Genomic DNA, 13,310 nt, shown 5'->3' on the forward strand with positions numbered 1-13,310 from the left:
AAAGCAAACTTTTCTGAAACGATTTGATATAACTCAGCCTTTGTGAAGGCCTTCTTCCACCGCCCAAACAGCAACTTCCACCCGTGAGCGCAGGTTCAGTTTCTTCAGCAGGTGCTTCACGTGGACCTTGACGGTGCCGTCACTGATGTCGAGCTTGCGGCCGATCATCTTGTTTGAGAGCCCCTCGGCAATATGACGCAGAATATCTTTCTCTCGGGGTGTCAGGCTGTCGAAATCCGGGCGTGATGCTTGCTGGGGCTTATTTGAGCGAAGCGCCTCGGCCAGCAAAGCTGTAAGTCGTTCACTGATCACCATTTTACCGACTGCCGCCTGATGGAGCTGCTTGATCATGTCTTCCGGTTCCATGTCTTTCAGCAGGTAGCCGTCTGCACCGGCCCGGAGTGCCGCAACAACGTCGTCTTCCTGGTCTGACACGGTAAACATCACAATGCGGGAGCTGATGTTCTGTTCCCGCAATTTCTTAAGCGCCTCGATGCCGTCCATCTCCGGCATGTTCAGGTCCATCAGGATCAGGTCGGGCTCCAGCTCGGTCGCCCTCCGAATACCGTCGGCGGCATTGCTGGCCTCTCCGGCCACGACCATATCGTCTTCCATGTCGATCAACTGTTTGATGCCCTGGCGAAGAAGCGGGTGATCGTCGATCAACAGAATACTTGCGGGTGACTCAGACATCGGGTTCTCTCTTGTTGTCAGGCGTTTGATGCTTCGGTGGGAATCAGGTTCCGGCTTTTTGGAACAAAGCCCAGGGTGACCTCCACACCCCCTTCATCGCGGTTGCTTACCTCAACTTTACCGCCAAGGTTGCGGGCACGGTCCTGCATGATAATCAGACCGTAGTGGTTTACGGGCTGGTCACTGCCGGGCAGGCCTTTGCCGTTGTCGCGGATCCGAACCCTTACCTGGGGCGATTCAAATACAACTGCCACACTTATGTTTGTGGCATCTGCATGTTTCACAGCGTTGGCAAGGCCTTCTCTCACGATCTGCAGGGTGTGTATCTCCTCATTCGGAGACAGGGTCTGTGGCGGCAGATTGTACTGCAGCTCAACCGGCTTACCCAGCCGCTCTGAAAACTCTTCGATGGTCTTTTCCAGGGCTGTAAACAGATCTGGTGTATCCAGCTTCAGCCGGAAGGTGGCCAGCAACTCCCGGAGCTGGCGATAGGCGCTGTTCAGGCCGGTGCTCAATTCATCAAGAATGGCCTCGTGAATTTCCTGTTGTTCGCCCTCGATGTCAAGTCGGCGCAGCCGGGCAACCTGCATTTTCAAGTACGACAGTGACTGGGCGAGGGAGTCATGGAGCTCCCGGGCGATCACCGTACGTTCCTCGGCCAGTGTCTGCTGCTGTTCCTCGGTAATCTGTCGTTCCAGGAAAATGGCCGTTGCCAGCTGGTCGCTAAGGGTTTCCAGCAGGCGGCGGTTGGTTTTCGACAGACCCTCTGCAGCGGGATACCAGACCTCCAGTGTGCCGAGGAGTTGCCCGGGCGTCCGGATTGGAAGAAGAAGCCTGCGGCCGTCGTTATTCTCCAACGGCAGTTCATCGTATACCTCAGGTTTGACCAGGCAGGCGTTACAGTGGTGATCACGACAATAGAAGGGACGTTCTCGGCTGGCTGTCGTGATAGCCTCAACCGGCTCGGAAGACTGCTTGTCATGCAGGAAGAGACGAATCGGGCCTATGCCAAGGAGCTGCTCAAGTTCCTGAAGCATGGGTATCGCCCCATGACAGAGGTCATGCTTGGCGAACAGGTCGCGGCTTGCGGAGTGCAGTAGCTGAAGGGCGGTGTGGCTTTTTTCAAGCTCTTCCGTTTTCAGACGTGCACGTTCCTCCAGCTCGTAGTAGGTGAGGGCCAGTTCGCTGGTCATCTGGTCGAAGGCTTGGCCCAGCTTCGCCAGTTCGTCGGAGCCGCCCAGGTTGGCTTTGCGGGTAAAGTCCTGTTCGCCAACAGCAATGGCGATACTGACCAGCTTTCGCAGTGGTCGAAGGATGCGGTTTTTCAGATCGATGAACAGAGCCACGATGATCAGGAGGGAGAAAGCCAGGCTGATGATCTGGATCAGGTGCAGCAGGTCAATTCGGGCTTCGGTCCGCTGTTCCAGCATCGTCACCAACTGGTCAACGTCATCAACATACTGCTGAGTTGAAGCGAGCATTGCCGCGGAAACAGGTGTGCCCTGGTCGTGTTCCTGCAGGGCGGGACGCAGCATGGTTTCCCAGGACTGAAGAATGGCCTGGTACTGGGTGGCCAGCGGATGGTCGCGGCTCTCAGGGATGGCGTTTCTGATGCTGGCGTCAGCCAACCTGGTTTCGTAACGGTCCAGCAGCTGTCCTATCGACGCCTCCCCGGAATACGGAATGGCTGGCCCCGCGCTCCGGGCAAGCAACTGAAAGGCGCCCATGCGCAGGGCGCCGGCCAGATTGATCGCGGTGGCATTGCCCTCGATGCTTTTGGAAACCGCAAGCGTGGCCGCCATGCTGACAAGGGCTGTCACCACCACGGCGCCAACGACGAGGGCGATTCGGGTTACAAGCGGGCTTCTGGATTTCATTAAGTCTCTTGCGCATCAATGCGTTTGACGGGGCTGAGTGAATTATGCCCCGCACCTGGATTCCGTGATACCTCCTTGAGGATAGTCAATTACCCCAATGGTTGGTAACCCATCATAATCTTTGACCCTTTTATGAGCAAAAGATGAAACTGAAAAGCAAGTTTCCACAAGAGCGACAGTAATGAAGTCCGAAACGGATCGTGCAGATGACCGGCTGGCGTCATTGGCAGTGGTATTGCCGTTGGCTGTGGCAGGCTTTGTTGTCGCCGCCGGCTGCTGGACGCTGTTTGCGGTGGCCGGAGTCCATCTACGCTCGGAACTGGATCTCAGCAATTTTCAGTTCGGGTTCCTTCTGGCAATGCCGATGGCGGTAGGCGCTGTCCTGGCAATTCCGGCTGGCCTGGCGGCGCAAAAATTCGGCGCTCGCCGGATCATGCTTTTCTGTCTGGCCGGACTTGCTGCATGCATGGTGATACTCCTGACTACCGATACCTTCCCCGGGTACCTGGTTGCCGCCGGCGGTCTCGGACTTGCTGGCGGTTTTTACAGTGCCGGGTTGCAGTTTGTGACGGGACACTGCGATTCCCCGCGTCTCGGCCTGGTTCTTGGGGGCTTTGGCGCGGGTGTGACTGGCGCGGGTTTTAATTACTACCTTGTACCATTGATTCACCAGGCATTTTCCTGGCATGCGGTGCCACTGGCCTATCTCATCGTGCTTGCCCTGGTGCTTGTGCTGCTGTTGTTGCTTACCGATCCCGAGGATGCCGCCGCGGAGCCCGGCGCGGAAACGTCTGTTCGTGTACTGATACGTGGTATGCGGCGAAAACGAGCCGGACAGCTCTGCGCCTACTTTGGCGTTGTGGCGGGAAGTTTCTTTGCGCTGGCTTTGTGGCTGCCGGATTATCTGTCCTCCCAGTTCGATCTGTCAGTGGATTCCGGTGCGCGTCTGGCCCAATGGTTTGTTATTCCCGGTGCCCTGGCCCAGATAGTCGGAGGCGGGCTTTCTGATCGCTTAGGCAGTGCAAAGGTGGTTAGTCGGGCCCTGCTGGTCTGTCTTGTTGCACTGTTCGTGTTGTCCTACCCACCGATGACGCTGTTTGTCCAGGGCGTTGATTCGGTCATCCGTATTGAGTTTGCGCTTCCCATCCGAGTCGAGGCGGTATTTGTGGTCGCCCTCGGTATGGCCATGGGGTGCACCATGGGAGGTCTTCAGCGGCTGGTAATCATTGAAAACCGTCGGGTTGCGGCGTTTGTGGCCGGCCTGTTGCTGGTCAGCGCCTGTTCGGTAGCCTTTGTTCTGCCAGTGATCTTCAGCAGCGTTAACCACTGGTTGGGCGTCCGCAGTGCGGTCTTCATGATTCTCTTCCTGCTGCTTGTGGGCTGTCTTTTCCTCTTTGCCAGGGAAAGTCGCCGGCACGAGCGTGAACACCTACTCCACCCGGGGATATAAGCCACCTACCCCCAGGGTGGTAGAAGCGGGTTATGAGGTAGTAACCACGCAGATTTCGCGGTTTTTCTCACACACAATGGTCTCAAATCGGAGCAACGATCCGGCAGACGGAGAGAGAGACCATGAGTCATTTGATCGATAAACTTAATTACTTCAGGAAGAAGCGCGAGCCGTTCTCCAACGGCCATGGCGAAACCCACGAAGTCAGTCGCGAGTGGGAAGACAGCTACCGCCAGCGTTGGCAGCACGACAAGATCGTGCGTTCCACCCATGGCGTAAACTGTACCGGCTCCTGCAGCTGGAAAATTTACGTCAAGAACGGCCTGGTGACCTGGGAAACCCAGCAAACCGATTACCCCCGTACCCGTCCGGATCTGCCTAACCACGAGCCCCGTGGTTGCCCCCGTGGGGCCAGCTATTCCTGGTACATGTACAGCGCCAACCGGCTGAAGTACCCGCTGATGCGCAAGCATCTGATGAAGCTCTGGCGGGCTGCGAAGGTCCAGCACAACGACCCGGTGGAAGCCTGGGCGTCCATCGTGGAAGACCCGAAAAAGACCGCCGAATACAAGCCCCGCCGTGGCATGGGTGGCTTCGTCCGTTCCAGCTGGGACGAGGTGAATGAGCTGATCGCCGCCTCCAACGTCTACACCGCCAAGAAGTATGGCCCGGACCGCATCATCGGCTTCTCGCCGATTCCCGCCATGTCCATGGTCTCCTATGCAGCCGGCAGCCGTTACCTGTCCATGATCGGTGGCGTGTGCATGAGCTTCTACGACTGGTACTGCGACCTGCCGCCGGCCTCTCCCCAGACCTGGGGTGAGCAGACCGACGTGCCCGAGTCCGCCGACTGGTACAACTCCGGCTACATCATTGCCTGGGGTTCTAACGTGCCCCAGACCCGTACCCCGGATGCCCACTTCTTTACCGAAGTGCGCTACAAGGGCACCAAGACTGTCGCCATTACTCCGGATTACGCAGAAGTCTCCAAGCTGTCCGACGAGTGGATGAACCCCAAGCAGGGTACCGACGCGGCTCTGGGCATGGCCATGGGCCACGTGATCCTGAAAGAGTTCCACGTCGAGAAGCCCAGTGAGTACTTCACCGATTACGTACGCCGTTACACCGACATGCCGTACCTGGTCATGCTGGAAGAAAAGGACGACGGCAGCTATGTGCCGGGCCGTTTCCTGCGCGCCAGCGATCTGGTGGACGGACTGGGTGAAGAGAACAACCCGGAATGGAAAACCATTGCCATCGACGAGGCGTCTGGGGAACTGACCGCGCCCAACGGCTCCATCGGCTACCGCTGGGGCGAGAAGGGCAAGTGGAACCTCAAGCAGACCGCCAAGGAAAAAGACGTCAACCTGCAGCTCTCTATGGTCGAGAAGCACGACGAGGTTGTGGACGTTGCCTTCCCGTACTTCGGTGGTATCGAGCATGACCACTTCAAGCATGTTGAAATCAAGGATGTGCTTAAGCACAAGCTGGGTACCCGCAAGGTACAGCTGGCGGATGGCTCTGAAGGCCGCGTTGTCACCGTTTACGATCTGATGGTTGCCAACTACGGCATCAGTCGTGGTCTGGGCGACGACGACGGCGCCACTTCCTATGACGAAGTGAAGCCATACACCCCGGCCTGGCAGGAAAAGATCACCGGCGTGCCCGCCGAGAAAGTGATCCGCATCGCCCGTGAATTCGCCGACAACGCCGACAAAACCAAGGGCCGTTCCATGGTTATCGTGGGTGCCGGTATGAACCACTGGTACCACATGGACATGAACTACCGCGGCCTGATCAACATGCTGATCATGTGTGGCTGTATCGGCCAGAGTGGCGGTGGCTGGGCCCACTATGTCGGCCAGGAAAAACTGCGCCCGCAGACCGGCTGGCAGCCGCTGGCGTTTGGTCTGGACTGGCAGCGTCCGCCCCGGCACATGAACTCCACCTCCTTCTTCTATGCCCACTCTGGCCAGTGGCGCTACGAGAAGCTGGGCGTGGACGAGATCCTGTCACCGTTGGCTGACAAGTCGAAGTTTGGTGGCAGCCTGATCGACTACAACGTGCGCGCCGAGCGCATGGGCTGGTTGCCGTCGGCACCACAGCTGAACCGCAATCCGTTGACCATTGCCGCTGAAGCGGAGAAGGCGGGCATGGAAGTGCCCGACTATGTGGCCAAATCCATGAAGGATGGCTCCCTGGCCTTTGCCAGCGAGGACCCGGAAGCACCCGAGAACTGCCCGCGCAACCTGTTCATCTGGCGCTCCAACCTGCTGGGCTCCTCCGGCAAGGGCCACGAGTACATGCTCAAGTACCTGCTGGGCACCAAGAACGGCCTGCAGGGCAAGGACCTGGGCCACGAAGGTGGTGCCAAGCCCCAGGAAGTGAAATGGCGTGACGAAGCGCCCGAAGGCAAGCTGGACCTGCTGGTCACCCTGGACTTCCGCATGTCTACCACCTGTCTGTATTCGGACATCGTTTTGCCGACCGCAACCTGGTACGAGAAGAACGACCTGAATACCTCCGACATGCACCCGTTCATCCACCCGCTGACCGCGGCCACCGATCCGGCCTGGGAAGCGCGCAGTGACTGGGAGATCTACAAGGGTATCGCCAAGTCCTTCTCCAAGGCGGCCGAAGGCCACCTGGGTGTCGAGAAAGACGTGGTCACTCTGCCGCTGCTGCACGATGCGCCGGCAGAGCTGGGTCAGGCCTTTGACGTGAAGGACTGGAAGAAGGGCGAATGCGACCTGATTCCGGGCAAGACCGCGCCCAACTTCATCACCGTTGAGCGGGACTACCCGAATACCTACGCCCGCTTTACCTCCCTTGGTCCGCTGATGGACAAGCTGGGTAACGGTGGCAAGGGCATCAGCTGGAACACCGAGAAGGAAGTCAATTTCCTCAAGGATCTGAACTACACCCACATCGACGGTGCCAACGCCGGTCGTCCGAAGATCGAGTCTGCCATCGATGCGGCGGAAGTAATCCTGACCCTGGCTCCGGAAACCAATGGCCAGGTGGCGGTGAAGGCCTGGCAGGCGCTGTCTGACATTACCGGTCTGGACCACACACACCTGGCGACCAACAAGGAAGAGGAAAAGATCCGCTTCCGGGACATCGTGGCGCAGCCGCGCAAGATCATCTCCAGCCCCACCTGGTCTGGTCTGGAAGACGAGCATGTGTCCTACAACGCCGGCTACACCAACGTGCATGAGCTGATCCCCTGGCGCACCCTGACCGGTCGTCAGCAGTTCTACCAGGACCATGAGTGGATGCGTGCCTTCGGTGAAAGCCTTCTGGTGTACCGCCCGCCCATCAACACCAAGGCGGTGGGCAGCATGCTCAACCAGCGCAGCAACGGCAACGCCGAGAAAGCGCTGAACTGGATCACGCCGCACCAGAAGTGGGGTATCCACAGCACCTACAGCGACAACCTGCTGATGCTGACGCTGTCCCGCGGTGGCCCCATCGTGTGGCTGAGTGAGGACGACGCCAAAGAACTGGGGATTGAAGACAACGACTGGATCGAGCTGTTCAACGCCAACGGCGCCATCGCGGCCCGGGCCGTGGTCAGCCAGCGCGTGATGCCCGGCATGGTGATGATGTATCACGCCCAGGAGCGGATCGTGAACATTCCCGGCTCTGAAATCACCGGCACCCGGGGCGGTATCCATAACTCGGTTACCCGGGTATGCCCGAAACCGACCCACATGATTGGCGGTTACGCCCAGTATTCGTACGGGTTCAACTACTACGGCACTGTCGGCTCCAACCGCGACGAATTCGTGGTGGTCCGCAAGATGCACAACGTCGACTGGCTCGACGGTGAAGGCAATGACACTGTTCAGGAGGCTGTAAAATGAAAATCCGTTCCCAAGTCGGCATGGTGCTGAACCTGGACAAGTGCATTGGTTGCCACACCTGTTCAGTCACCTGCAAAAACGTCTGGACCAGCCGTGAAGGCATGGAGTACGCCTGGTTCAACAACGTCGAGACCAAGCCCGGTATTGGTTACCCGAAAGAATGGGAGAACCAGGACAAGTGGAAGGGCGGCTGGATGCGCGACAGCTCCGGCAAGATCCGCCCGAAGATCGGTGGCCGTTTCCGGGTACTGGCGAACATCTTCGCCAACCCTGATCTGCCCCAGATCGACGACTACTACGAGCCGTTCGATTTCGATTACCAGCATCTGCACACCGCTGGCGATACCAAGCACCAGCCGGTTGCCCGGCCGCGCTCGCTGATTTCCGGCCAGCGCATGCAGAAAATCGAATGGGGTCCGAACTGGGAAGAGATTCTCGGTACCGAGTTCGCCAAGCGCCGCAAGGACAAGAACTTTGACCAGGTGCAGGCGGATATCTACGGCCAGTTCGAGAACACCTTCATGATGTATCTGCCGCGCCTGTGCGAGCACTGCCTGAACCCGGCGTGTGTTGCCAGCTGCCCGAGCGGTGCCATCTACAAGCGTGAGGAAGACGGCATCGTTCTGATCGACCAGGACAAGTGCCGTGGCTGGCGGATGTGTGTCTCCGGCTGCCCGTACAAGAAGATCTACTTCAACTGGAAAACCGGCAAATCCGAGAAGTGCATTTTCTGCTACCCGCGGATCGAAGCTGGTATGCCCACTGTGTGCTCCGAGACCTGTGTTGGCCGGATTCGCTACCTGGGCGTGCTGCTGTACGACGCCGACCGCATTGAGGAAGTGGCCAGCGCCCCGGGCGAGCACGAGCTGTACGAGAAGCAGCTGGAAATCTTCCTCGACCCGTTCGATCCGAAAGTGATCGAGCAGGCGAAGAAAGACGGCATCCCGATGAACGTGATCGAAGCTGCCCAGCAAAGCCCGGTGTACAAGATGGCGGTTGACTGGAAACTGGCCCTGCCCCTGCACCCGGAATACCGCACCCTGCCCATGGTCTGGTACGTGCCGCCCCTGAGCCCGATCCAGTCTGCGGCGGAGGCCGGCAAGGTCGAGTTCGACGGCGTACTGCCGAAGATCGAAAGCCTGCGGATCCCGGTGAAGTACCTGGCCAACCTGCTCACTGCCGGTGATGAGAAGCCGATTGTGCTGGCCCTCAAGCGGATCATGGCCATGCGCCTGTACAAGCGTGCTGAAACCGTTGAAGGCAAGGAAGACCTGCGCGCCCTTGAGGAAGCCGGTCTGACCAAGGCCCAGGCGGACGAAATGTATCGCTACCTGGCCATCGCCAACTACGAGGATCGCTTCGTGATTCCCACCAGCCACCGCGAGCTGGCGAAGGAAGCCTTCCCCGATGCCACCGCCCACGGCGAGCGCAATGGTTGTGGTTTCAGCTTCGGTGAAGGTTGCAACGGCGACAGCAAGTTCAACATGTTCGGTGGCCGAAAGCAGACCACCAGCATGGTTCAGAAGCTGTCGACCGTGAAGCAGGTTGACCCGAAACAGCTGCAGGAATAAGGAGGCCGAGATGCAACTCTTGAAAGTACTGGCACGGGTGCTTGAGTACCCGACCGAAGAACTCCAGGCCTCCAAAGACGCCCTGGTAGCCGCAGTCCTTGAGGACAGCCGGCTGCCGAGGCAGAACAAGGAGCAACTGCTGCGCTGTGTAGAAATGATCTGCGATGGCGACCTGCTGGACATGCAGGAGAACTACGTGGGCATGTTCGACAAGGGCCGGGCGACATCCCTGCTGCTGTTCGAACACGTGCACGGGGAATCCCGCGACCGGGGCCAGGCCATGGTGGACCTGATGGAGGAGTACCGTACCAACGGTCTGGAGATCGACGCCCGGGAGCTGCCGGATTACCTGCCGCTGTTCCTGGAATACCTCTCCACCCGCCCCTGGGACGAGATCCGGAACTGGCTGGAGGACATCCACCACATCCTGGGTTTGCTGGGCGAGCGACTGTATCAACGGGAAAGCTTCTATCACGTGGTGATGGATTCCCTGCTGACCCTGTCCGGTCGAAGCGCGAACCGCCAGGAGCTTGCGGAGATTGTCGCCGCGGAAGAGCGCGACGATACCCCGGAGGCTCTGGACAAGGTCTGGGAAGAGGAAATGGTGAAATTTGTTGATGATCAGGGCAGCTCCTGCAGTACCGGCAGCGTTGTAGGCCAACGCCGCCGCGAACTGGAACAGACCCAGACCATTCACCTGAGTGATCAGCTGATGACGGATGCAACACCCCGTCAGGCAGGGCGCGCCTGAGGGCGCAGGAGGAAACGGAAATGATGTCCTATCTGAATACACTACTGTTCGGGGTTTATCCCTACATTGCTCTCGCGATTCTGGTGATTGGTACCTGGGCACGCTATGACCAGGGCCAGTTCACCTGGAAAGCCCATTCCAGCCAGATGCTGCGCAAGAAAAACATGGTGATGGCCAGCGTGCTGTTCCATGTGGGTGTGCTGGTGATCTTCTTCGGCCACCTGGTGGGCCTGCTGACTCCACACGCCTTCTACGAGCCGTTCATGACCCCCGGCACCAAGCAGGTCATGGCCATCGTAGTCGGCGGTATTGCAGGCGTGATGGCGATCATCGGCGGCGGCATGCTCGCCTGGCGCCGCCTGACCGACCCACGCGTGAAGGCCAGCAGCACCTTTGCGGACAACATGATCATCGTCATTCTGGTGGTTCAGCTGGCACTCGGCCTTCTGACCATCCTGCCCACCATGGGCCATCTGGATGGCAGCACCATGTTGAAGTTCTCGGCCTGGGCCCAGGGCATTGTCACCCTCCAGGGCGGCGTGGCCGGCTACATCGCCGATGTGCACTGGATCTACAAGACCCACATCTTCCTGGGCCTGACCATCTTCGTGCTCTTCCCCTTCACCCGCCTGGTGCACATGCTCAGCGTGCCGGTGGAGTATTTCGGGCGGAAGTACCAGGTGGTTCGCAAGCGCGCTTGATGTAAATGAAAACGGGGTCAGATGAAAGCCTTCATCTGACCCCATGTTCCCTGAGGTTATTGCTATGCAACTCATCCCCGTCGGCGACGCCGAAAAACCCAGAAACCAGTTCCCGCCGGTCTATGTGGGTGAAACCCTCATCGGCGAAGACGACATCGCCCGGGAAATGCAGCATCACCCGGCCGAGGAAGTCGCCGAAGCCTGGCACGAAGCTGCCAAAAGCCTCGTCATCCGAGAGTTGCTCCTGCAGCAGGCCAACCGTCTCAAGCTCGACGACATCGACGACGAAGAAGACCGCATTGCCCGGGTTCTGGAACTTGAGCTCAACGTTCCGGAGCCCACCGAACAGGACTGCGAACGCTTCTACAACGCCAATCCGGCCCGCTTCCGCAGCCCCACACTGATGGCTGTCAGCCACATCCTCCTCGCCGCTGCCCCGGACGACGTCCAGGAACGCATCCGCCAGGAAGAAGCCGGCCAACAGTTACTGTCGTCCCTCATCGACGGCCGCTCCCAGTTCGCCGAACTGGCCAAACAATACTCCGCCTGCGAATCCCGTCACCAGGGAGGCAGCCTCGGCCAGATCAGCAAAGGCCAGACCGTCGACGAATTCGAGCGCCCGGTCCTTGCCCTCCAGGAAGGCCTGAACCCGGAACTGATCGAAACCCGCTACGGCTGGCACATCGTTCGCGTTGACCAGAGAATCGACGGCCAGCAGCTCCCGTACGAACACGTCAAACCCCAGATCCGGCAGTATCTGAGCGAGAGTGTAACCCGCCGGGCATTCCGTCAGTACCTGCAGGTGCTTGCAGCGGAAACTGGCGTGGAAGGTGTCGATCTGGAACTCCCAGACTCGCCCCTGATGCAGTAATTAAGGGTTTGGCTCCGGGGTCGGGAGGTTGGTGGTCAGTAGGGCTTCCCAAAACTGTCTGCAGCCATGGATGGCTGCAGTCAAGCGTCACAGGGACGTGCCGCAAGGAGCGCGTTTTGGGAAGCCCTACTGGCTGCCAACCTGTGCTCTACAGTCAGTCCGCCAATACCAAGGCTCAGTGAATTCCTGTTGAGCTCAAATTAGTTGGCAACAGAACACTTTGAGTTAGGTCAATTACTCCCGAATAACTCCCCGACTACCCCCATGGGGGGAGCGATTTTCCCCCAGTATCCTTCTACTATTTAAAACATGATTTCGAATGCATGAATATGCAGAGAGGATACACCAATGGCAATGACCCAAACGGCCGAAACCCGCTACACCAAACCCGTGCTCGTCGCCGTCAACAAGCCTTTCGATGATGAAGACGACCTCCAGGCCCTGCGTAGCCATCCACTTTTCTCGGAACTCAATGGCAAAGACCTGCAGCACCTGATCCAGCAATCCCGGAGAATCCGCCTTGGCCATCACCAGCTGCTCTACCGCCAGGACATGCCGGCGCACCATTTCTTCTTCGTGATTTCCGGCCGCCTGCGTCTGTACCGCCTGGACTCCTCTGGTATCGACCGAACTCTCGACAGCATCGCCCCCGGTGATTGCTTTGCCGAAGTCATGATCTACGCCGATCCGCCCCGGTATGCCTGCTACGCCGAGGCCCTGAAATCCAGCGAAGTACTGATGATTCCGGTCAAGGCCTACCAGGACATGCTGGAAAGCAACCCGAAATACGCCCAGGCTGCCCTGCGACATTACGCCAAACGTGCCGTCTCCCGATTCCATGACCTGGAAATCATGACCGTCCAGAACGCCCGTGACCGTCTGATCCGCTACCTGATCGACCTGCTGCCGAACGGTGCAGAGGAAGGCGGGGAAGTGGAACTGCCGCTCCCCAAGTGTCTGGTGGCCTCCAGGCTGGCGATGCAACCGGAAACCTTCTCCCGGATTCTGGCGGACCTCAAGTCCAACGGCCTGGTTCGGGTTAACCGAAGCCGACTGTTCATTTCAGACCCCCAGCGCCTGATTGAAATCAGCCAGTAACTGATCACGCTCAAGCCTCCAGGCTTTCTGGAAAGGAGGACAAGTGACCGCGAGAAAGCAGCGCCCACTGATCTACTCATGTTCCGGCTGCTCTGACGTGGCGCAGCTGGCCAACAATGTGGCGGTCCGGCTCGACCATGCCGGCGAATTCGAGATGTCCTGCATCTCGGGGGTCGGCGGGAAAGTGCCGTCCCTGGTGAAAACCGCCAGATCCGGTCGCCCGATCACCGTGATTGACGGCTGTCCGTTGCATTGCGCCCGGGCCTGTCTCGAGAACATTGGTGTTGAACCGGACGAGCATGTCCGGCTCTACGACTTCGGCTTCAAGAAACGTTATGGACAGAGTTACGGCGAAGACGCCGTGGAAGAAGTGTGCGACGAAGTTCGCAGGCTCACCTCAAACCACCAGCTCATTGCCCGCCAGGCGTAAAT

General features: G+C 58.8%; 10 protein-coding genes. 8 read left to right on the top strand and 2 right to left on the bottom strand.

The features are described 5' to 3' along the window. Positions 1-33 precede the first annotated feature (33 nt). Both narL and WA411_RS09080 read right to left on the bottom strand, forming a co-directional pair. Positions 34-693 (bottom strand): two-component system response regulator NarL, encoded by a 660-nt coding sequence (gene narL / locus WA411_RS09075; RefSeq protein ID WP_291906554.1) that lies wholly within the window; start codon positions 691-693, stop codon positions 34-36. A gap of 17 nt (positions 694-710) precedes the next feature. Then, entirely contained in the window at positions 711-2,570 is a 1,860-nt protein-coding gene (locus tag WA411_RS09080; protein ID WP_291906552.1) for a histidine kinase, read from the bottom strand. 181 nt (positions 2,571-2,751) lie between these two features. Between WA411_RS09080 and WA411_RS09085 the strand changes: the two genes are divergently transcribed. The 8 genes from WA411_RS09085 (at position 2,752) to WA411_RS09120 (ending at position 13,308) form a co-directional block, all read left to right on the top strand. Beyond that, positions 2,752-4,020, top strand: a complete 1,269-nt coding sequence (locus WA411_RS09085) for an MFS transporter (RefSeq protein WP_291906550.1) — start codon at positions 2,752-2,754, stop codon at positions 4,018-4,020. A 122-nt stretch (positions 4,021-4,142) separates the two neighbouring features. Then, the gene (locus tag WA411_RS09090) at positions 4,143-7,886 is read left to right on the top strand and encodes a nitrate reductase subunit alpha (protein ID WP_291906549.1); all 3,744 of its coding nucleotides are present in this window, start codon (positions 4,143-4,145) and stop codon (positions 7,884-7,886) included. After that, positions 7,883-9,457: a nitrate reductase subunit beta gene (narH, locus tag WA411_RS09095; RefSeq protein ID WP_062781173.1), complete on the top strand. Its 1,575-nt coding sequence runs from the start codon at positions 7,883-7,885 to the stop codon at positions 9,455-9,457. Before WA411_RS09090 ends, narH begins: the two co-directional genes overlap by 4 nt. 10 nt (positions 9,458-9,467) lie before the next feature. Further along, positions 9,468-10,208, top strand: a complete 741-nt coding sequence (gene narJ / locus WA411_RS09100; RefSeq protein WP_069184477.1) for a nitrate reductase molybdenum cofactor assembly chaperone — start codon at positions 9,468-9,470, stop codon at positions 10,206-10,208. A gap of 23 nt (positions 10,209-10,231) precedes the next feature. Continuing rightward, the gene (gene narI, locus WA411_RS09105; protein WP_069184500.1) at positions 10,232-10,909 is read left to right on the top strand and encodes a respiratory nitrate reductase subunit gamma; all 678 of its coding nucleotides are present in this window, start codon (positions 10,232-10,234) and stop codon (positions 10,907-10,909) included. A 64-nt stretch (positions 10,910-10,973) separates the two neighbouring features. After that, positions 10,974-11,780, top strand: a complete 807-nt coding sequence (locus tag WA411_RS09110) for a peptidylprolyl isomerase (RefSeq protein ID WP_291906544.1) — start codon at positions 10,974-10,976, stop codon at positions 11,778-11,780. A 348-nt stretch (positions 11,781-12,128) separates the two neighbouring features. Beyond that, the gene (locus WA411_RS09115) at positions 12,129-12,878 is read left to right on the top strand and encodes a Crp/Fnr family transcriptional regulator (RefSeq protein ID WP_136629295.1); all 750 of its coding nucleotides are present in this window, start codon (positions 12,129-12,131) and stop codon (positions 12,876-12,878) included. Between the two features lie 43 nt (positions 12,879-12,921). Further along, positions 12,922-13,308 carry a putative zinc-binding protein gene (locus WA411_RS09120; RefSeq protein ID WP_136629296.1) on the top strand — a complete coding sequence of 129 codons (387 nt, stop codon included), beginning with the start codon at positions 12,922-12,924 and terminating at the stop codon, positions 13,306-13,308. Positions 13,309-13,310 lie beyond the last annotated feature (2 nt).

Source organism: Marinobacter sp. CH_CUG1437-1 (assembly GCF_037029655.1).
GTDB lineage: Bacteria > Pseudomonadota > Gammaproteobacteria > Pseudomonadales > Oleiphilaceae > Marinobacter > Marinobacter salsuginis.